Here is a 21,209-nt window from a genome sequence, read left to right on the forward strand (position 1 = left end):
TCATTGTTTGCGTTGCCCCCTTTCGCCACCACCAAGCCTTAACAAGGGTCATATATATTCAAGCACATAGCAACAATATTCAATGCTTATCTAAACTCTGTCGGGATAATTTACGACACGACAAGCAGCTGAATAGTGACAATGGCACGAAACCAACAGCTAGACCCCTCCCGACTCCCCCTAAAGCGATTAAGTCGATGCGCAATAGTACGAGCATACCGAGACGAAAAAGCCTGTATAATGGCCCAAAGCACTCATTTGAGCCTATGTGATGACGCCAAAAACAGATCAGATATACGCCGCGGCTAGCGGCAGGCCTGCCGACTTTCGCTTCGATAGCAAAGTCGCCCAAGTCTTTGCCGATATGATCGCTCGCTCCGTACCCGGTTATGGACTCACCCTCGACATGATTGGCGTCATCGCCAAGCACTACGTAACCGATGGCAGCCAGTGCTACGACCTCGGCTGCTCACTGGGGGCTTCTACTCTCGCTATTCGCCACAATATTGTCGCCAAAGACACTCACATCATTGGCATCGACAATTCCTCGGCGATGATCGATCAGTGCCGTCAGAATATCGCCGACAACCCCGAGCTTCCGACCGTCGAACTGAGAGCCGAAGACCTTTTAGACAGTCAGTTCGGCAACGCCTCATTGGTGACCATGAACTTCACCTTGCAGTTTATCGCCGCCGAACAGCGTCCTAGCTTACTCAAACGCATCGCAGACGGCATGAATGAGGGCGGGGCAATGATCCTGTCAGAAAAAATAGCGCTTACCGGCAGCATGGAGCAGGAGGTCATGACCGACCTTCACCACGGTTTCAAGGCCGCCATGGGCTATAGCGAAATGGAGATCGCTCAGAAACGCCAAGCTATCGAAAACGTCCTCATCCCGGACACCGTCGACACCCACAAAGAGCGTTTACACGACGCAGGCTTCAGCCACGTCTACCTCTGGTTCCAGTGTTTTAACTTTGTCTCATTATTGGCGATAAAATGATCGATTTACACTCTTTCTACCAACATATATCCAACCCCGATCATCCCCTTGAGCCCTATGTCGAGGCGCTACGCAAAGCTATCGAGCAAAGTTACACGCCCAACGCACACGGCGATGAAAAGATCTGGCAAAGCATCGTAGAGCAGCTACCCTCGCTCAGCGGTAGCACCGACCTCAGTGGAGATACCGTCAGCGTGCGTGGCGACTGCAACATCGAGCAGCGACAAGCACTCAAGCAGACGCTGCTACAGCTGCACCCCTGGCGCAAGGGACCCTTCGAACTGTTTGGCATGCACCTCGATACTGAATGGCGCTCCGATTGGAAGTGGCAACGCGTGCTACCTCACCTCGGTGAGCTGCGCTATAAGAATATACTCGATGTCGGCTGCGGCAGCGGTTACCACTGTTTGCGCATGGCAGGCGCAGGTGCCAACAGCGTCGTTGGTATCGACCCATCGCTCAAGTTTCTCTATCAATTTAAGGCGATCAACCACTACGCTAAAGTTGATAATGTGCATCTGCTGCCGCTGAAGAGCGAACAGCTCCCCGCGCGCATGCAATGCTTCGACACCGTCTTCTCGATGGGCGTGCTCTACCATCGTCGCAGCCCCTTCGACCACCTTGACGAGCTCAAGTACGCCCTCAAACCCGGCGGCCAACTGGTACTCGAAACTCTTGTCGTCGACGGCGATGAGCATACGGTGTTAGTGCCTGGTGATCGTTATGCGCAAATGCGTAATGTCTGGTTCCTACCCAGTGCCAAGGAACTCCTACGCTGGGTTGAGCGAACTGGTTTTATCGACGCAAAGATTGTCGATATCGATACCACACAGCTAGAGGAGCAACGCAGCACAGAGTGGATGCACTTCCAGTCACTAGTGGACTTCCTCGACCCAGATGACAACAAAAAGACTGTTGAAGGCTATCAAGCCCCCACTCGCGCCACCATCATTGCCACTCGCGGCCGCTAGTATCTATTCCGTGCAGGGACGCCGGATTTGCTTCATCGAAAAAGCTCTGCTAGGGTGTCTAAACACTACCCGCTAAAGTAAAGTGCGTAGAAACAACAGGGTAGCAACAATAATTTTTAAATTAATCGCGCCATAAAGAAAAAATAAAGATTAGATTTGTAGGATTTACCATGGGCGCATAACCCTGCGTCAGCTAACGATTCCACTGTACACGGAGCGACTCAGTCGGGGTAGCAACGGAGACCGGCAAGCTCTTGTCCGCATACAAGGAGAAGCACCATGAAAGACCAGCAAGGCTCAATCATCATCAATATCTTCGCCGCCCTATTTGTTATTAGCCTATCAACTGTCTGGGGGCTAGCCTTCTTATAGAGGATCGTAGCAGTGCACAGAGCGAAACCCTCTGCTCAGCACAGAGGGTTTTCTTGCTAGACTCTAACGAACTGCCTTATAGCCAGTCCGTTAGCATCACACCGACACTCAAGCGATTCGTATAGTTATCATAATCGATTAAGCTTTCGCCATAGCCGTTATAAAACTGCACATACCCTTTCAATCGCCCTGGTATTGGGAAGGTGTAATCCACCTGCACCGCCCCTTTATTTTCCGACTCCAAGTTATTACGCAACATCACCGTCACCGCCTGCTCGTTATCAAACTGATAACGTCCCGAAAGCTCACCGTAACCCATGTATTTATACAGATCCGGGTTATCGTCTCCCTTACTCGACCCCGGCTTCTTTTCGTCTTCAGGTAATCGGTACCAAGGACGTACCGATAGGTAGAAGGGACCGTTCTCAAAGATAAAGTCAGCAACAATGCGGTTCCAACTTCTCGAGTTGCCGCCGTCACGACCATTCGATTGATGGTTAAAGCCAAAGTTCACCAGCTGTAAATTCCAATCCCCGATACTATAGTCCGTGCGAAACGCAGCCCACACCTCAGGCTCATGGTTAATCTCACGAAAGGGCGCCGAGGCTTTATTGTTGTAGGCCTGCCACCAAGAGACAGAAGTATAGCCAACATACAAACTGCCTCGATCACCAATCAGGCCATCGATTAAACGCGCCTTCAAGCTAACCTGAAACTTCACCTCAGTATTGTCCACCGCATCTTCATCTAGATTCTCTGTTCTGTGCGGTGGTCTCATATGACTGTTGTAGCTGACAGGGAGAATATAGTTCGGCTTGTGCGGCAAGATCACATATTTATCATCGGCGAGACGGTCCTCCTCGACAATGCGCTCTTTCACAGCATATTTCTTTCCTTCGACTTTGGACAATTTACCCTTGCCAATAATCTTCTCTTCATCGCCTAAGAGGCTAGCCTCACAGTGTTTTCTAACCTCAATCAACGTCGTCTCCGAGGATGCGTGACGCATTTGATCTAATAGGCATTCGTCATAAGAGGCGTCTGCAAAAGAAGATAAACTAATAAGAAGCCCGGGAATTAACACCCAGCACTCACGACTAGTTAATTGATTTTTCATTATTTTAACTTTCCCATTCAGTAGTACACAACATCGATCTACTTGCACATTTCACCATCTATGCCATAACAAATATAGCCCCAACGGTTATTTTTCCATCACATTTTTGTCGCTTTGTTCCAAAAGTCGTAGTGAGTATCCCCATGGACGCGAGTAACACCCCCCACACACAAGCCCAGCCACACAGTGTACGAAGAAACACTGTAAACCATATCTATCAGGAGCTTAAAGAGCAAATATTGCGCTTTGACATCCCCCCAGGAGCTCGCCTCACGGAAGTCCAAACCGCACAAAAGTTTGGCGTCAGCCGCACCCCTATCCGGCAGGCATTGCAACATCTAGAAACAGACGGTCTATTGGTTATTCGCCCAAAGCAAGGTTGCTTCGTGCGCAGCGTCGAATTAGATGCCATTAAACATTACTATCAACTGCGAGAATACCTAGAACAGATGGCCGTTCGCACCGCCTGCAAAAACATGAGTGACCAGGCGCTACAAGCTCTCGCTAACCAATGGCAACCCAATACACTGGCTCTACGCAACTCCGACACACTGCTAGAGCAGGATGAGCGATTTCACTTACAGCTAGCTCGAGGCGGCGGCAACAAAGTCTTACCGAGATACCTGCGTGAAATTAACGGTCACATACGACTTATTCGCCTCGGTCTACTCCAGCAGGATCAACACCCCGATGACATGGCCGAGGAACACTTTGCCATTATTCAAGCCCTGCTCCAGCGCAATGAAGAGCTCGCCTGCCAAAGAATGGACAGGCACATCAATACAAGGACTCTCCTGCTCGACAGTCTTGATCTGACGACCATCACTCAGAGCCATACAGTGACAACACCGCCCAATACCTTCAACTAAGGAGCCCAATAACAGTCAGCATTACTGACCGTAACCTTCTGCCTCAGCAACCAATGTCATCTGTTCACGCAGCCAACGGTGATCCGGGCTGTAGTGTAATAACGGGCTCCACACCATCTTCAGCTCAAAGGGCGGTATCGCAAAAGGCACCTGCCGAACCACAAACATCGGTGAATCCGCGTACACCTTTGCTAGCTTACGCGGTAGTGTCGCCACCAGATGCGTCTGTGCCGCCAACAAGCCTGCTACCTGATAATGACGGGTGAACACCGATATTTTTCGCTCCTTCCCCATCTGTGCTAACGAATCATCGACACGCCCGAGACGCTGTAATTCACGAGGATTCATCCCCATGCCCTTGCCGATACCAGTCTTACTCACCCAGATATGGTGGGCCGATAGATAGGCTTCAAAACTAAAATCCTCTGCCAGCGGATTGTCTTTATGCATCAGGCAGACAAAATTGTCATACCACAGCGCCTTCTGATAGAAGGCGTCGGGCAGGCTGCTGAAACGGTTAATCGCCATATCAACCTTACCCTGCTCTAGGTCGCGAATACTCACGTCCGAGGGAGTCATGATATCGAGGCTAATATCAGGTGCTACCTTGTGCAGATGGGCACAGAGCCGAGGGAGTAATGTCGCCTCTCCGTAGTCACTGGCCATAATACGGAACACCCGATCACTGGTCGCACCGTCAAAGCCTTCTGCCGGTTGCACGGTTTTTTCCAGCATCGTCAGCGCCTCCCTGATAGACGGCTGAATCTGCTGCGCCCTCTGTGTCGGCTGCATCCCCTCGCTGGTTCTGACCAATAACGGGTCGTCAAACCAGTCCCGTAAACGACGTAGACTATTACTCATCGCCGGCTGAGTGATACCTAGCCGCTCGGCAGCGCGTGTAACACTGCACTCATCCAATAAAACATCGAGGTAAACCAATAAGTTGAGATCCATCTTTTGGACATTCATATAGATGATACCTGTAATGAAAAATATAAACTTTATCAATCATATCAGAATCTATAAAGTTGGCACCAGTTACTTTGGTCACCCTCTTCTGAGTAGCTCATTGATAAGCTGTGCTTTTACACGGTGATCATATCGTCTCACTCTGCCGGGCTTTCGAGCCCTTCTGCCATCGCCTTGTGCGATGGTTTTTTACTCTATCCCTAACCCACTCGCTCTCACTCTGAAGACAGCAACAGGCGTGTTAACGCGGATAATTATACTGGCTCATCCGACGATTTTGGCTCCACGACCTCGAGCTTCAGTCTATCTGCTTTACTAATGTACTTTGGCTTATTGCTGTTCTGGGCAGCCTTGCCACGTGCATCTTTACGTTTAATAATCTGTTTTAACTTCTTACGTCTATTCATCAATAGCCTCTCAAACTCATATCACAAGCTTCATATCACACAGAGCTGAGACGAGGGAGGCTGTACGTGTAAAAAGCCGCGACAACCTCGATCTCTCATGCCTTTAATCCTTCACTCGACCAAAGATCAACGAAGTATTAATGCCACCGAAGGCAAAATTATTATTCATCACCACATCAGTTTCCAGCTCACGCCCCTCCCCCATGATGTAATCAACCTCACCACAGTTCTCGTCAACCTCACTGAGGTTAATGGTAGGTGCAAACCATCCGCGGCGCATCATCTCAATACTCAGCCAAGACTCTACCGCCCCACAGGCACCTAAGGTGTGACCAAAATAGCTCTTCAGGGAACTCATCGGGGTCGTGTTACCAAATACCGCTGCCGCCGCTTGACTCTCGGCGATATCGCCCTTATCGGTAGCCGTGCCATGGGCGCAAACATAACCGATATCATCAGCCTCAAGGCCCGCCTCCCTCAACGCCATCTCCATGGCGATCTGCATGGTCTCTTTACGCGGCTGCGTCACATGGGCCGCATCACAGTTGGTGCCAAAACCAAGCACCTCCGCATACATCGTCGCCCCACGCGCCTTAGCGTGCTCATACTCTTCTAGAACCAGCGTGCCAGCCCCTTCTCCGATTACCAAGCCATCACGGCTCGCGTCGAAGGGGCGCGGGCTTGTCTTCGGCTCCTCATTATATAAGCTGGTTGCATAAAGCGTATCGAAGACGGCAGACTCCGAGGGACATAACTCCTCTCCGCCGCCCGCCACCATGATCGTCTGCTGACCGTACTTGATCGCCTCATAGGCATAACCGATCCCCTGGCTGCCAGAGGTACAGGCGCTGCTCGTCGTAATCACCCGTCCTCGTAGACCGAAGAAAAGGCTGATATTGACCGGGCTCGTGTGGGCCATCATTTTAATATAGGTCGACGAGGTAATCGCCTTGGTCGTAGACTCCGCCAACATCGTTCCAAAGGCCATAACCGCATCCGTTGACCCCGTAGATGAGCCATAGGCGACACCGACCTCACCACTTTCGAGAATAGGGTCATCAAGCAGACCGGCATCGGCCAGGGCTGCCTCTGAAGCGACAACAGCCATCTTCGACACTCGCCCCATCGAACGCACCTTCTTGCGAGGGTAGTGCTTAGGCAGCTCAAAGTCTGTTACCGGTGCCGCCAAGCGTGTGTTCAAACCATCAAACCGATCCCACTCATCCATCCTAACGACGGTATTTTCGCGTGCTCGCAAGCCCTGCTCGATCGATGGCCAGTCATAGCCCAACGAGGTCACACCAGACATCCCAGTGACAACGACCCGACGTTTCATGCTAAGCCTCCATTGACAATAAAAAGGCGCTCTACGAAAAATTCAGCACAGCAATATAGTCCATCCGCCAAAATACTCTCCCAACTCATACCATGCCACCGTTTACCGAGATGACCTGACGTGTGACATAAGCCGCAGTATCCGACATTAAATAGCTCACCAATCCAGCCACCTCTTCAGGTTGCCCCATACGGCGCAGCGGAATCATGCCCATTGCCGCATCCTTAACCTCATCATTAACCATACCGGTGTCAATCAAACCAGGAGCGACGCAATTAACCGTGATCTTACGTTTAGCAAGCTCTAAGGAGAGCGCCTTCGTCGCGCCAATTATCCCGGCCTTGGCCGCGGAGTAGTTCGTCTGTCCACGATTACCGGCAATACCAGAAACCGAGGCAAGTGTGACAATACGCCCCCCCTTACGCCCTCGCACCATCGGCATTACACAGGGGTGAATAACATTATAAAAACTATCTAAATTGGTATGGATCACCGAGTCCCAGTCATCCCCTGTCATCATAGGAAAGGCTGTATCCCGTGTGATTCCCGCGTTACTGACCAAGCCATAATAATAACCGTGCTGCTCTAGGTCGGCCTCAAGGGTGGCTCGACATTGCTCACGATCACTGATATCAAACTGTATAATATCGGCGCAACCTCCTGCCTCAACAATCTCCGCCCGCGTCTGCTCTGCTCCGGGTTTATCCCCCATATAATGCACTACAACACTAAAGCCATCACGGCCTAACTGTATAGCAATAGCGCGACCAATCCCCTTGCTCGCACCCGTAACTAAGACTCTTCGCTGTGTCATCGATCATCTCCATCCAGCATCTGCTGTAATTTTTCATCGGGGGGTAGATAAGCCGTTAGCTTCGCTTCAGCCAACACCGCCCCAGCGCAACTTATGCGACAGTCAAAGACCGACATATCATCACTATTTAACACCTCTTCACCACTCACTTCGAGCTGGCTCCCCAGTGCAAAGTAGTCACAACAACTATGATACTTACGTGTACCGAGCAGGAAGCCGATGCGCACAGGCTCGCCACGCTGCAGAGCACGAGCCCCTGACCACGCCGCGACAGACTGTGCCATTAACTCGATGCCAACCCAGGCGGGAAGGCCCTGCTCATCACTGAAACTTAGCGACTCTCGTACACTTACCGCACAGCTTACTCGTGTCTCAGAGACGGCGTCTAAGCTATCCAATAGAATCATTGGCGCACGGTGCGGCAAGACCTGCTCTAGACTAAAAGGCTGTATTACATCACTCACGCCTCATTTCTCCCCAGTAATATACTGATATTATTGCCGCCGAAGGCAAAAGAATTCGATAAGTAAAAACGCCCTGCCGTCGACTCTGCCGTCGCTAACCGCACCGGTGCCAACGCGGCATCAACAACACTCTCCTCTGGCCAGTGATGTGTAGGGGCGTAGGGCTGTTCATCCATCATCGCCAAATAACATAACACCAGCTCTTGAGCCGCCGCCGCACCCAGCGTATGACCAATAAGCTGTTTGGTAGACCCCACTGGGACTCGGTCCTCCACCAACCGATAGACAGCGGCAGCCTCCATCGCATCATTCAGTGGCGTAGCCGTACCATGGAGGTTGATATAGTCAAGCTGTGAGGCAGTGATGCGCGCCTGCTCCAACGCCTTCCTCATCGCAACTTCCGCACCACTACCTTGCGGACATGGCGCGGAGATATGATGCGCGTCAGAGCTATCACCGACGGCCAATACCGCACAGGGACTAGGCTCACGGCTCAACAACAACAGAGCTGCACCCTCGCCAATAGAGATACCGTCACGATCGGCACTCAGTGGACGACAGCGACGACGCGATAATGAGTCTAGGCTATCAAAACCATTGAGAGTTAACCGACACAGGCTATCAACGCCTCCGACAATAACAACGTCGACCAAGCCCGAGGCTAATAAACGTTGTGCGCTCAACACAGCTCGGCCACTCGAAGAACAGGCAGTTGAAATCGTATAAGCCGGCCCCGCCAGCCCGAGATAGCGCTGAATAAATATCGACAGGCTACCAATCTCGCACTGGCGGTAGTGAAAATCATCCTCCACATCGCGATAGAGTTGTTCCGCACGATCGATGCCTGAAGTGCTTGTGCCAACCACCACCCCGACTCGGTCCGCTCCGTAGCGAGCGATTGCATGATCTATCGGCTGCCTCATCTGCTCTAGCGCTGCCAAAGCCAAACGATTATTTCGGCAGTCAAAATTAGCGAATTCAGTTGGTAAAGTAGGGAGTTCAGCCGTCACTCGACCAACAAAACAGCGTTCATTTTGTAATAATAATGTCGCATCTTGCGTCAACGATGTGGGATCACCACTGCGCAAACGACTCGCCACCGATGCAGCATCATTACCCAACGCATTGAGCACTCCCACTGCGTGAATATAGGCTGCCGGCATTGCCTCAGTCGCATCTATAATCTCACCTTCGCTCTGAGTTTTCTCATTAGCCATAGCATCCCCTCTCAATGAATTCATTTCTTTGCGTTATCAAGTGGGGTGATTTGCAACTGATAACCATAGCGAAGATTGTGCAATGTTAACGTGCGGTACCAGGGATCGGTAGCTTTGCCTTGGTAGTCGATCTGATAAATGAGCTCGCCTTCACGGGTCAAGAGCTTACGCTGATCCTTGGTATCAACCAAGTACTGCTTACGCGGAAGCAACAATGGCTGCCAGCTCGTCGCCGGCCAGTAAGCCATCATGATATCGTTCAGGACTCGCTCCGGTGTAACAGGAACACCCGGCAGCGGCAGACTACTGGTTACAATCTTTTCGCCATCGTAACTGGCGGACAGTAGACGCACCCCGCTCGGGTGCATAATGACTACCACTAGTTTTTCCGGACTCAACTCCAGCTGTGCCAACAAAGGCTGCTCGCGCCCATCGTAACTTGCAGTAATTAGTTGACTAAAGCTCGCCGTCAGTGCCGCGGCAGAGGGCTCAGGTAACGGCAAATTCGCAGGCAAACGCGACTCTGTTGCACAAGAGGCAAGTAACAAAAGCAGCAAGCCTGTGGCAAAAAACCTACAACTCATCAAGCGTCCTGCCCCTGCTGAGATTGCGAGCGATTAACGACCGCAGGGCTAATCTGCTTGGCCGCCATTGGCGAAAATAGCCAGGCAACAACAATACCCAGCGCTACCGTTAAGCCGAAGTGACTGATCGCAGCCGTACTGCTTAAGGCTAACAATCCAAAAGACAATAATGTCGTTATCGCCGCCAACGTTGTTGCCACCAACGTCGACAGCTCCAGCTTCTTCGTCTCAGCAAAAAATAGTGTGTAGTCAATGCCGATCCCCAGCACCAGTATCAGCGCGAGAATTGTAAAGGCATTCACTTCAACACCCAATATGACTAAACACGCCAAAGCAATCGTCGAAGAAGCCACTGGCGCTAGCATCAGTTGCGGCAAACGTGAAAGCCCATAGCGCCCCGCTAACACCACCATCACAATGGCATAAGCCACACAGAGCAGCCCTGTCACTAAGGTGCGTACACGATGCAACATATCTGACAGCGAGCCCGCTCGATCAATCAGCGTCACCCCGTCAATATCACTATCGACATACTCTAACCAAGTTTTATTGTCGACACCGTATAACTGAATGACGCTGTATACCGTCTCACCACGTGCCAATTCCTCGTCCGACAACCACAACTGACGCCAGCTCTCCGAATTAGGGTGCGCCAACCAACTCTGCAGCAAGACCGGTGCATTACTCCGCGACACTCTCAAACTTTCAAGGCCTAACTGATCCATTACAGAAGTAGATTCTGCGGCATAGAGCTGCTGTTGTAATTGATAATTCTCTTGCTGACTCATTTGCGAGGGCACCGGTAGCGCACGAAAGCCCTGCAATTTTCCCTGCTGCTTTAGTTTCAGCAGCGCTGCAACGGCAAGTTCGTTGCGCTGCAACATCTCTTCCGTGCTCTCTCCTGCAACCAAAAAGAACATAGTAGAGATACGGCTACCTGTAGCAGCAGCAATCACTTTCTCCTGCTGGCGTAACTCTAACGACGGACTCTGCAACGCACGTACGTCATCATTAACATGCCAGCCCGGAAACACGGTAATAACAACCACCGCTAAGGCAGGCATCAACCATAGCCAGTGTCGAAGCTGAGCGACAAAACCACACCAACGCAACCATCCTAGTAACAAGCGCTTAAATGGCACTCCGCTGCTGCTCGGCTGAGTCACCCAATAAGGAAAACAACAAACGACCGTCACCCAGGCGCTAACCAGACCCACTACGGCAAATATCGCCATCTGCTTGATCCCTGGTAGGGGCGTAAGCACTAATGAGAAATAAGCCAAAGCACTCGTCAGTAATGCCAAGCTAATTGCGGGATAGATGCCGCGCATCGCACGCTGGGGCTGCCAATGCTCATCCCCACACTGGCGATCGGCGAAGTAATGGAACGCGTAGTCAATCGACACACCAATAATTCCCGTGCCGAATACCAGAGCAAAGATATGAATCTGGCCAAACACTAATACCGTCACCGTTAATGCCATAACAAAACCGACAGCGATGGCAACTAAGCCACAGGCTATCGGCATCAACGACCTAAACGCCACTAGCATTAACAAGATAATACCCAGTAAAGAGCCTACCCCGATACGACTAATATCGTGCTGCCCCGCCGCCATCCCCGTAGCGGTGTAAAAGAACAGACCACTCATGCTTAATTGATTAGCAGGATAGCGTCCAGCCACCTCGGCAACGGCGGCATCAATATCATCCAGCGCCTGCGTTGAGTTTAATAGCGAGGGTGCCGCCGCCATGTGCGCGCGCATCAACACCCAATATTTATTGTCATAGTGCGCAGTCAAATAACCATCATTCCAACGAATCCTTCCTCCCCCCTGATAGGAAGATTGAATGAAATCTCTGAACAACAGAAAGGGGTCTCCTTCTAACTCTCTGCCACCCACCCCCGTAAAACCAGAGTAAGTCTTGGCAACCGCCGACTGCGCCATTTCTTTAAAGCGCCCGTCACGCAGTGACTCTCGCTGCTCCGGTGTCAGCAATAAGCCTCGATAGGGGTACCAAAACTCATAGTTACTCACCTGCTGATCGATCGACCAAGTCAATTGTATCTGCTCAAACCAGGGGGTTTTCATCAACGATTGTCGATAAGCAGCTGCTGCTGCCTCGGCCTGCTCCAAGCTATCACCGGAGACAATCATCACAGCCTCTGGCGTCACGTTGTCGTTGTAGTGGTCTATTGCCTTGTTAATGACCGCGCTATCCTGATCTTGAGGCAGTAACGCAAATAAGTTGCCCTCGATAGGCAGGCCTCTTACACAGAGTACGATCAAGACCAGCAGCGTCGTAGCCACCACTGCCAACCACAGCCTCATCTTACTCATCACACCAACCCAATACCGCCGGCGGCCACTGCTCTGCGATCAATTTATTACTGTGAACGAGCTGACTAAACTCAATAATACTCTTATCGCCTCGCACCTCGTGCAACGCCAAACGACGCATCGACTGATCATCACCCTCGACAACAATATCGGTAAATATAGCGTTCAGCGGTGCCTGTTTAGGGATTAGACGCAACCGCCAATCAGCTTTTTCTAAGGTTTCAAAACGGGGACTAAAACTCTTTTCCAAAGTCGCCATATCCCCCACCATGATGGCGGAGAATAACTCAAGAATATTAAACATCATGGGGTTTTGTGCCGCCGCCTGTGTTTTTATCTCGCCTTCACCCAACTGCTCTTTCATGTTGTCGTCACGTATACAGAGCTTATTCTCAAAAGGTATCTGTTGATGCCAATAAAAACGCCCATCCTGAGCAACGTAGAATTCGCCCTCGGTAATAAGTGGTTTCGACAGCATCGCGATCCAGCGCGTCTGTTGAAAGTGTCCTGCCAATGGCAGCTGACTCGCCAGCCGCGCAGAGACCTGCGCCAAACCAGGCTGAGCAGCCTCGTTATCGTTAGCTTGCACCGAAGCCGATAGGACGGCTAACGCCAACCATAGTACTAATAACCGCAACATCAATAGAGCTCCTCTAGACCGAGACGCTCAAACAGCACCTTAGGCGAACGAAAACACATCTCGCTGGTCGCATTATTCACCGCAACCTGAATGGTGTAGCCCTTCGTAATCACCTCACCACTCTCCGCATCACTGACTAAATAACTCAGCTTCAAACGATTCTCGTACTCATCCAGCGTCGCTAACACACGCAGTGACTGCTCAAAGACCGCCGAGCGAATATACTTCACCCGTGTATCAACGACCGGCCAAGTATAACCAGAGTCCGTCATCGAGCGATAATTGTAACCGATCGAGTCGAGCAGCTCACAACGAGCTACTTCAAAGTAACGAAAGTAATTGCCATGCCACACCACCCCCATAGGGTCAGTATCGTGAAAAGGCACTTTAATGACGACTTCGGCACTGCGTTTTTTCATCGCTAGTAAAGCTCCCAGTGCTGCTGCTCAATCTGCTCAGCCAGCTGTTTCAGCTCATACTCTAATGGGCGATCCTCCGTGATGAGTTCGTGCTGAACACGTAGCTGATGATAGAAGTCTCTCACCTCTACGGTCAGCTGTGATTCATCAAGCTCGCCCTGGTTTATTCGCAATTCAAAAGCCTGCCTGACCGCCAACAGCTGAGCCGCAGCAACCTGCTCTGTTAGCTCTAACACCCTTAGACAATCTCTGGTGGAGATGGTGCCCATCGACACCTTGTCTTGGTTATGGCACTCCGTCGAGCGCGAGAACACGCTGGCCGGCATGGTGCCCTTAAGTGCCTCTGCCGTCCAAGCACTCGCGCCGATCTGCACCGCCTTCATGCCGTGATTAATCATCGCTCGTGCTGGTTCAGAACCACTCAGGTTCGACGGCAGGCCATTGTTGTAACGGGTATCCATTAATAGCGCCATCTGCCGATCAAGCAAGTCAGCTAGGTTAGCAACGGCTGTTTTCATGCTATCCATCGCCATCGCAATATGACCACCATAGAAGTGGCCACCGTGCATCACATGCTCACCTGGACCATCGATAAGCGGATTATCGTTGGCGCTGTTAATTTCGTTTTCAATCATCGAGCGAAACCAGGGTAGACTATCCTCCAACACGCCAATCACATGTGGCGCACAGCGAATCGAATAGCGATCCTGTAACCGGCTACTATTACGCGGCAGCTCTTCGGTGTGAATATCTTCACGAATGCGCTTGGCTATCTGCTGTTGGCCCGGATGAGGCTTGGCCTCGAATAGCTTCTCATCGAAATGAAAAGCATTACCCTGCAGGCCGATACATGCCATCGCGGTGATCCGAGAACAAAGCTTTGATAGATAATCGGCGCGGCTATACGCCAGTGCCGCCAAGCCTGTCATTACCGCAGTGCCGTTCATAATTGCCAACGCCTCTTTAGGGCGTAGCGTCAACGGTTTCAAGCCCTTATCAGAGAATGCCTGCTGAGTCGGCTGCCAGCGTCCACCGTGCCAAACCTCTCGCTCACCGATCAGCACTGCCGCCAAGTAACTGAGCGGCGTCAGGTCACCGCTAGCACCTACCGAGCCTTCACTGGGAATTCGCGGCGGAAGGTTCTCCACTAATAGCGCGACTAATAGTTCCAGCAACTCCATGCTGACGCCAGAATACCCCTGTGTCAGCGAAGCCAGCCGTGTCGCGATGACAGCCCGAGACTGCTCGAGACTAAGATCAGCCCCCATACCGCAGCCGTGAAAACGCGACAGATGAATAGGCAGCTCATGTACCAAGGAAAGCGGCACCTCGACGACACAGGAGTCACCATAGCCCGTCGTCACACCGTAGATGACACCATCCTCGTCCAGCAGGCGCTCAAGAAAACGGACTCCTTGAGAAATCTTTTGCTCAAACTCGGGCGCAGTATTTAACTTTGGCTCGAACTTACCTTGGGCTAACGCGACAATATTTTCAATGGTGATTCGCCCTGCACCAAAACATATCTGCTCAGTCATCTTTACTGTTACTCAATTTCCAAAAATCAAAAAAGTTAAACCATTGCAACGGGGCTTGCCGGCAATGGTGTTCTAATCTCGCCGCATAGCGTGCGGCAGCTTCACTCAACGCTTGCTGGCGCGTCGCTCTAGGTAATACTAGAGGGTCGGCAAAACGCTCAAAGCTCAACTGATAGCGCTCTCCCTGCTTTAAACCGAACATCAGATAGACAGGACAGGCCAATAACGAGGCCAATATAAACGGTCCCTGGGCAAACGGGGCAGGCTTACCCAGAAAGGACTGCCAAACCATCCTCGATGCCTTCGTTGTCGAGGTGCGATCTCCCACAATCACCACCCACTCACCTGCATCGACCTTCTGCTTCAACAAAATAATTGTCTCTGGGCCGATATCACTCACTGGCAACAGGTTGACGCTTGAGTTCGCATTAACCTTCTTTAGTACATTATTAAAACTCTCTGCATGCTCGGTAAAGACAACCGCATTCACCACTGCTCCCCGATGATTCTCCGACAGAGCGCGGCACACCTCTATATTCCCGAGGTGCGAGCCCAGCAACAACAAGCCCTCTTTCCTATCCACATGCGCTAAAATTTCATCTCGCACCAACGGCGTCATAATATCGACTTCGTAAAAACTAAGCTTGCCTGACCATGCCGCTAACTTATCAAGCATAGCCTCACCGAATGCGAGAAAGTGGTCGAAACTACTGAGCGCTCCCTGCCCAGGGTCATAACGTTGTAATTGCGCTATATAGTCTTTCGACGCACTGCGTGCAGTCTTTGAGGTTAAGTAATAATACCCCATCACAGGCTTCAAAAAGTAGGAAAACACTTTGCGGCCAAACAGATTATACAAGCCCAGCATCATGCGTATTCCCCAGGCGCTACCGCGTTCCGCCATACGCGACCAGTGCTGGGTTTCCTCCACATGGCTCGTCTCAGAACGCCTGCGCCATAGTAGGTAAGGCAGACGCGGTAACATGCCAAAAAACAGCCGGGTATGCATTCGACTCACCTGAATGTTGTCACGCACGACATCAAAATGAGAAAGGCCATCTTCAGGGTAGGTTACTCGCGTAGGCATAAAGACCGTATCGACGCCCTGCCAATAGAGTTTCACTAACACCTCGGTGTCGAAATCCATCCGACTACCTAAGCGCTGAGTATCAAGCAACAGTTCTATCGCGGGCAAGGGATAGACCCGAAAACCACACATGGTATCTTTCAGAGCAAGGGAGAGTGTCTCTATCCACACCCAAACATGGGTAATATAACGGCCGTAGAGCCGACTCTTCGGCACCGACTCGTCATAGATAGGTCGTCCTGACACGACCTGCCCAGGGTGCTGCTGCGACATTTCAATCAATCGCGGAACGTCATCGCTATCATGCTGACCATCGGCATCTATCTGTATCGCATGGCTATAACCCAGACTGCGCGCATGGCGAAGCCCTGTCATTACCGCTGCACCTTTGCCGCTGTTTTCCACTAGGGTTAACAGTTTAACGCGTTGATGACGCGCATTCAGCTCAGCTAATACCACTCGCGTCGGCTCACTAGAGCCGTCATCGACGATAATGACCGACAAATCAAACGCCAGTACCGCATCCACGGTCGCCGCTATCGTCGAGCCATGATTATAAATTGGGATAACGACACAGTAGCCGGCGTAATCAGCGCTCATGACGCTGCCAAGTGAATACGGCCACTGCTAAACACGGCATCACCATCAACATATCGAAAACGCAGCTGTCGCTTCGCCTCAAGCCACTCTAGCGTCAATTGACAATGCATACCGGGACGCAATAACTGCTGGAACTTGATCGCATCCATACCGGCAAAACGACCTTGCAAGGCAAGTTGTCGCCTCGCCAGCTGCATCACCCAGTCCACCTGAGCAACACCGGGAACGACACTAATATCCGGGAAATGCCCCTGCACGCAGGGAATATCCATATCGATGGCTAGAGCAAGGACTACACCGCCATCGACCTCGTCGCACGAGATCACCGTAGGTAATTGATTAATCATTTAAAATAGGTCTATTAAAAACTGTTTAGATAGTTTGCCTTGGCTATTGTACGGCAATGACGCCAGATAGCGAAAACGTCGTGGGATAATCGCAGGTTCTAAATGCTCACGCAGGGCCGCACGCAGGGCTCGAGCCAACAAATTTTTGCCTGCCTTAGCCAACTGCTCACGCCCTTGCTGACTCAACACGAGCACAGCAACGACCTCATCGCGCTCCCCCTCTAATAAGGCAATACTGTATGCCTGCTCAACCTGCTCTAAAGCATTCAATCGATGATTGATATCGAGTAACGAGACCCGTTTCTCGGCAATTTTCACCACACTATCACTACGCCCACAATGCTTAAAATGCCGATCATCGACTAACTCGATCAAATCATCTAGCAGGCGCGGGTTATCCTCTTCGGCAAGATAGGGCGAGTTCAATAGGAGTCGTCCATCTTCTGCTCTAGCGACTGTCAGGCCCGCAAAGCAGCGCCACGGCTTCCCCTCAACATCACTCTGACGCCAAGCGATACCGCCCGTCTCACTACTACCAAACACCTCTACCGGACGCGTGCCTAATGCTACCAGCGCTTGATCACTAGCTCCCTTCGCGAGAGGCCCGCCTGAGCTAAACACGCAAGTGAAGCCTTGCTCACTCACCCCGCCCTGCAGGCGAGACAGCAGGGCCGGGCTCGATACCAAAACGTGTCCATTACCACAAGTCTGCAGCTGCTCCGGGTAATTGACATTATGACGATGAAAAACACGACCAGCAGTCAGCGGCCACAGCAAACGAAAAAGCAAACCATAGACGTGCTGAGCGCTGACCGTGCTAACAACCGCACGGTCTGCCAACAAACCGCCCCACAGCAGCTCCAAATCCTCAACCTCGTACAATAATAACGCTAAAGGTTTATCGATAGGTTTCGGCTTACCGGTAGAGCCAGAGGTAAACAACCGCAGTGGCGGCGCCTCCACTCTTTCAGCCAACAGGCTCCGCAGCCAAGCGACGCTCGTCGAGTAACTGCCGCCCGCAAGCATCGGCAGCTGCAACGTCACGCCCCCCCGTAATGCTTGGTCGGTGATAACACCATCAATTTCAGGTTTCAGCTCATCAATACCACCTTGACTCGCATTGACCGGCAAGACCAGCGTCCCTGTATCTATCGTCACAGCTAACAACGCCACTAAAAAATTTACACTATCATCACAACTCACCAGCCAGCGCCCTGCCGTCACTGTCTGGCGCTGCTGTTGAATAAGCTGCACCACTTGCGGCCATAACTCGTCATAACAAAACTGACCGCCCTCAGCGTCTGTGGCGATCGCTTGTTCTGCTGGACGGGAAAGCAAACCCATTAACCAACGGCTAACAATATTCATAGTGTTCTGATTACTCTGTAAAGAACTCACCAAATAGGGGGGGGACAACGAAACCTAGAAGACCGCAAAGCTTAATCGTGCGTTCGGCGATACCAGCCCCGGACCAGCCACTCGCAGACAAACAACGTGCCCATTAATAAATAGCTGAGCAAGCCGTTATATAGCGTCCAAACCGACAGACTAGCCCATAGCGCAGTATAAAGAGCAACCGCGCCATTAATCGCAAAGAAGACAACCCAAACCTTAGTAACGGCACGGGTATAGACAACACCACTCTCAGGTAACTCAGCCTCATGTAGGCGTGCCAAGCGCTCAATAATAGGAGGGCCATGTCTCAAGCTGTGGATAAACACCGCCGCCATCAACCCGTTGACCAGCACCGGGTAATAGCGGAAAAACACACTGTCATTAAACAGGTAGCCGAGTAACGCAAGACTCGCTCCTAGGCCTGCGGCCAACACCATGACGGATAATAACGGCGAGGTGGTGTTATCAACAGACCGATCTAACCGCAACATTAGCAGCCGAGCCGAAAATAAAACGGCCAGCACCAAGGCCACCCGTTCAATACTCCCGTGCTGTAGACCAAAATAAATAGCTAGCGGATAGAGCAAGATAAACACTGCTCCTACGATCGACAACACAACTCGCATCACTCTGCCAGTAACGCCTTGATGGCCTCGACCACATCGGCAACCGTACGCACTTGTTTAAACGCTTCCGGTTGAATTTTTTTACCCGTAATATTCTGCAGCTGTACAACCAGGTCGACCGCATCAATACTGTCGAGATCAAGGTCTTCGTACAACGAGCTCTCTAGAGTAACGTCATCGGCATCAACTTCGAATAATTCGACCATGATGGCCCGTAGCTTTTCAAATATCTCTTGCTCGGTCACGTTAGTTACTCGCTGTAATTAATTGAGCTAGACTATGCACACTGGCAAAATGCTTGCGACTTTCTGCATCATCAGCATTCAATACAATGTTGTACTTTTTCTTCAGCGCCAAGCCCAGCTCTAGCGCATCAATAGAGTCTAACCCTAGCCCATCACCAAATAACATTTCCTGACTGTCGATATCACTAACTTCAATATCTTCCAGGTTCAAACACTCAATGATCAGTGCTTTAATTTCTTCTTCAAGCTGTTGCATCTAATACCTACATTATTTATCGGTCACACCCGGCGCAATACCACGCTGCAAATGCTCGGCGAACTGTCGTGTTAACTGCCTCGCCCCAACGGTTAACGGGGCCTGCGGGTCGACCAACGCCGAGACATCTAAGGTTTCACCTATTCTAACATTAAACGTAGACTTAGTTTTAGGAACATAATACCAGGGGTCGGTTTTCGCCAACATTCGAGGCACAACGGTGATATGGCACAACACAATCTGCGGCTGCACCCGCATCGCGACATTGCCTGCCCCACGCTGTAGGGTCATCGCCTCGCCTTCTCGCGAACGCGTTCCCTCGGGAAAGATCAGTAAGTTATCACCTGCCGAGAGCGTCCGGCGACACGCCTCCACCATCGTCACCCCCTCGTCATTCGCGATATAGCCCGCTGCACGCACCACACCACCGAGAAATGGATTCGACCACAGTTGGCGCTTAACGATGCAATTACAGTTAGGAAGTTGCGAGGCGATCAGGACATAATCAATTAACGACGGGTGATTACCGATGACCATCACACCACGCTGTTGACGTAGCTTCTCGAGCCCCTGCCAGCGCACCTCAATCACACCCAACAAGCGCATCATGCCAACAAAGGCTCTGAATGCCAGCTGAATGCAACGGCGCGCTCGATTGATGCCGTGCGAAGAACTACTCAAACGTGCAACAGGCAGTATAAACAAGGCCAAAAACAGCCCACCCAAACCAAAACAGGCGAAACTTACCGCTGTGCCACAGAGACGCCACAACCGACTAGCATATGAGCAGACAGCGCTGAAGGACGCATTAACAGGCATTTTCATTCCCCGGACACACCTCAACACTAAAAACCCCCGCTTCCCCCGTCAGCAACAACTGCCGTATCACTTCTGGAAGGTCCTCGTCGTTACGGTAGGGCAGCGACGGCGATTCCATCGCTGGCGACGCTTTTACCAATAGACCGAGCGCTAACGCCTCCCCTGGCTGCCGACAAAATGCTGATAACTTCTCAGGGACTGGCTCATCAAAATACTGCAATAAAACCGTCGCATGAGGGTGTTGACGTAGATAAATAAACGCCTCTAGCCAAGCTTGAGCAAAGCTTTGCTTACCTGCCGCCATCGAACTAATCGGAAGTTTCTGCTGACTAATAATCGTATGCAAGCCTGCCGCCGTGTTATGCACAGATTGGGCAAACCCCATCGGCGATAATAGATCATCATCTGCTAGGCTCTGCAACAAGCCTCCCGTACGCTGCAACTCGCCATGGCGGCTGGCAAAGACGGCATAATCGATATGTTCTGCTCGCTGCGCCAGACTCAGCGAGCAGCGCAAGGTCAGCTTAGTCAAGCCGGACATTCGTCGCCGCATCATTGCAGGCAGTATGACCACCTCACCCTCTTCCCGAGTCGGCAGGGAAAACTTCTGTCGCCAGGCGTTGCGATCATCACATTCTGTAGAGAGTGCGAACCAGTCCGCTATTGATAGGGCCACTTTCATCGTATTCTTTCGCACTCAACTTTTATTAACGATCTAAATACCGGGCGGGAATTGTAATCAATCCATGCTCTTTTTGCACAAACTTCTCAG

23 protein-coding genes are annotated in these 21,209 nt (G+C 51.3%); 3 read left to right on the plus strand and 20 right to left on the minus strand.

Annotated features, from left to right (window positions below; all coding sequences use genetic code 11):
• The first annotated feature begins 271 nt into the window (after positions 1-271).
• Together cmoA and cmoB are read left to right on the plus strand one after the other, a co-directional pair.
• On the plus strand, positions 272-1,003 hold the full coding sequence (gene cmoA / locus EDC56_RS09860; RefSeq protein ID WP_123712347.1) for a carboxy-S-adenosyl-L-methionine synthase CmoA: 732 nt from the start codon (positions 272-274) through the stop codon (positions 1,001-1,003).
• The gene (gene cmoB, locus EDC56_RS09865; protein WP_123712348.1) at positions 1,000-1,974 is read left to right on the plus strand and encodes a tRNA 5-methoxyuridine(34)/uridine 5-oxyacetic acid(34) synthase CmoB; all 975 of its coding nucleotides are present in this window, start codon (positions 1,000-1,002) and stop codon (positions 1,972-1,974) included. Before cmoA ends, cmoB begins: the two co-directional genes overlap by 4 nt.
• Before the next feature lie 448 nt (positions 1,975-2,422).
• Here the strand turns inward: cmoB and EDC56_RS09870 are convergent, their stop codons facing one another.
• Complete coding sequence (locus EDC56_RS09870; RefSeq protein ID WP_123712349.1) at positions 2,423-3,463, minus strand: phospholipase A; 1,041 nt, start codon at positions 3,461-3,463, stop codon at positions 2,423-2,425.
• A gap of 143 nt (positions 3,464-3,606) precedes the next feature.
• On the opposite strand from EDC56_RS09870, the gene EDC56_RS09875 reads away from it, so the two are divergent.
• Positions 3,607-4,332 (plus strand): GntR family transcriptional regulator, encoded by a 726-nt coding sequence (locus EDC56_RS09875; RefSeq protein ID WP_123712350.1) that lies wholly within the window; start codon positions 3,607-3,609, stop codon positions 4,330-4,332.
• Positions 4,333-4,353: 21 nt separating this feature from the next.
• Here EDC56_RS09875 and EDC56_RS09880 read toward each other — a convergent pair whose 3' ends face one another.
• From EDC56_RS09880 to EDC56_RS09970, 19 genes are all read right to left on the minus strand, one after another.
• Positions 4,354-5,301 carry a LysR family transcriptional regulator gene (locus tag EDC56_RS09880; protein WP_123712351.1) on the minus strand — a complete coding sequence of 316 codons (948 nt, stop codon included), beginning with the start codon at positions 5,299-5,301 and terminating at the stop codon, positions 4,354-4,356.
• Positions 5,302-5,555: 254 nt separating this feature from the next.
• Positions 5,556-5,708 carry a DUF2986 domain-containing protein gene (locus EDC56_RS09885; RefSeq protein WP_123712352.1) on the minus strand — a complete coding sequence of 51 codons (153 nt, stop codon included), beginning with the start codon at positions 5,706-5,708 and terminating at the stop codon, positions 5,556-5,558.
• A gap of 103 nt (positions 5,709-5,811) precedes the next feature.
• A complete protein-coding gene (locus tag EDC56_RS09890; RefSeq protein ID WP_123712353.1) occupies positions 5,812-7,044 on the minus strand; it encodes a beta-ketoacyl-ACP synthase in 1,233 nt (410 codons plus the stop codon).
• Positions 7,045-7,129: 85 nt separating this feature from the next.
• A complete protein-coding gene (locus EDC56_RS09895) occupies positions 7,130-7,858 on the minus strand; it encodes a 3-ketoacyl-ACP reductase FabG2 (protein WP_123712354.1) in 729 nt (242 codons plus the stop codon).
• Entirely contained in the window at positions 7,855-8,322 is a 468-nt protein-coding gene (locus EDC56_RS09900) for a hotdog family protein (protein ID WP_123712355.1), read from the minus strand. The genes EDC56_RS09895 and EDC56_RS09900 overlap by 4 nt, the downstream gene beginning before the upstream one ends.
• Positions 8,319-9,539, minus strand: a complete 1,221-nt coding sequence (locus EDC56_RS09905; RefSeq protein WP_211333638.1) for a beta-ketoacyl-ACP synthase — start codon at positions 9,537-9,539, stop codon at positions 8,319-8,321. Before EDC56_RS09905 ends, EDC56_RS09900 begins: the two co-directional genes overlap by 4 nt.
• A 20-nt stretch (positions 9,540-9,559) precedes the next feature.
• Entirely contained in the window at positions 9,560-10,123 is a 564-nt protein-coding gene (locus EDC56_RS09910) for a DUF3261 domain-containing protein (protein WP_123712356.1), read from the minus strand.
• Positions 10,123-12,465, minus strand: coding sequence for an MMPL family transporter (locus EDC56_RS09915; RefSeq protein ID WP_123712357.1), 2,343 nt, complete (start codon positions 12,463-12,465; stop codon positions 10,123-10,125). Before EDC56_RS09915 ends, EDC56_RS09910 begins: the two co-directional genes overlap by 1 nt.
• Entirely contained in the window at positions 12,458-13,105 is a 648-nt protein-coding gene (locus EDC56_RS09920) for an outer membrane lipoprotein carrier protein LolA (RefSeq protein WP_123712358.1), read from the minus strand. Before EDC56_RS09920 ends, EDC56_RS09915 begins: the two co-directional genes overlap by 8 nt.
• Entirely contained in the window at positions 13,105-13,524 is a 420-nt protein-coding gene (locus EDC56_RS09925) for an acyl-CoA thioesterase (RefSeq protein WP_123712359.1), read from the minus strand. The genes EDC56_RS09920 and EDC56_RS09925 overlap by 1 nt, the downstream gene beginning before the upstream one ends.
• Before the next feature lie 2 nt (positions 13,525-13,526).
• Positions 13,527-15,062, minus strand: a complete 1,536-nt coding sequence (locus EDC56_RS09930) for an HAL/PAL/TAL family ammonia-lyase (protein WP_123712360.1) — start codon at positions 15,060-15,062, stop codon at positions 13,527-13,529.
• Positions 15,055-16,749 carry a glycosyltransferase family 2 protein gene (locus EDC56_RS09935; RefSeq protein ID WP_123712361.1) on the minus strand — a complete coding sequence of 565 codons (1,695 nt, stop codon included), beginning with the start codon at positions 16,747-16,749 and terminating at the stop codon, positions 15,055-15,057. Before EDC56_RS09935 ends, EDC56_RS09930 begins: the two co-directional genes overlap by 8 nt.
• Positions 16,746-17,096: an ApeI family dehydratase gene (locus EDC56_RS09940; protein WP_123712362.1), complete on the minus strand. Its 351-nt coding sequence runs from the start codon at positions 17,094-17,096 to the stop codon at positions 16,746-16,748. The genes EDC56_RS09935 and EDC56_RS09940 overlap by 4 nt, the downstream gene beginning before the upstream one ends.
• Positions 17,097-18,464 (minus strand): AMP-binding protein, encoded by a 1,368-nt coding sequence (locus EDC56_RS09945; protein WP_123712363.1) that lies wholly within the window; start codon positions 18,462-18,464, stop codon positions 17,097-17,099. It lies immediately after the preceding gene.
• Positions 18,465-18,535: 71 nt separating this feature from the next.
• The gene (locus EDC56_RS09950) at positions 18,536-19,108 is read right to left on the minus strand and encodes a COG4648 family protein (protein WP_211333639.1); all 573 of its coding nucleotides are present in this window, start codon (positions 19,106-19,108) and stop codon (positions 18,536-18,538) included.
• Between the two features lie 8 nt (positions 19,109-19,116).
• The gene (locus EDC56_RS09955; protein ID WP_123712365.1) at positions 19,117-19,362 is read right to left on the minus strand and encodes an acyl carrier protein; all 246 of its coding nucleotides are present in this window, start codon (positions 19,360-19,362) and stop codon (positions 19,117-19,119) included.
• 1 nt (position 19,363) lies between these two features.
• Positions 19,364-19,618, minus strand: coding sequence for a phosphopantetheine-binding protein (locus EDC56_RS09960; protein WP_123712366.1), 255 nt, complete (start codon positions 19,616-19,618; stop codon positions 19,364-19,366).
• A gap of 12 nt (positions 19,619-19,630) precedes the next feature.
• Complete coding sequence (locus EDC56_RS09965; RefSeq protein ID WP_162844141.1) at positions 19,631-20,437, minus strand: lysophospholipid acyltransferase family protein; 807 nt, start codon at positions 20,435-20,437, stop codon at positions 19,631-19,633.
• Entirely contained in the window at positions 20,427-21,119 is a 693-nt protein-coding gene (locus tag EDC56_RS09970; RefSeq protein WP_123712368.1) for a beta-ketoacyl synthase chain length factor, read from the minus strand. Before EDC56_RS09970 ends, EDC56_RS09965 begins: the two co-directional genes overlap by 11 nt.
• Between the last annotated feature and the right edge of the window lie 90 nt (positions 21,120-21,209).

Source organism: Sinobacterium caligoides, assembly GCF_003752585.1.
Taxonomy (GTDB): domain Bacteria; phylum Pseudomonadota; class Gammaproteobacteria; order Pseudomonadales; family Sinobacteriaceae; genus Sinobacterium; species Sinobacterium caligoides.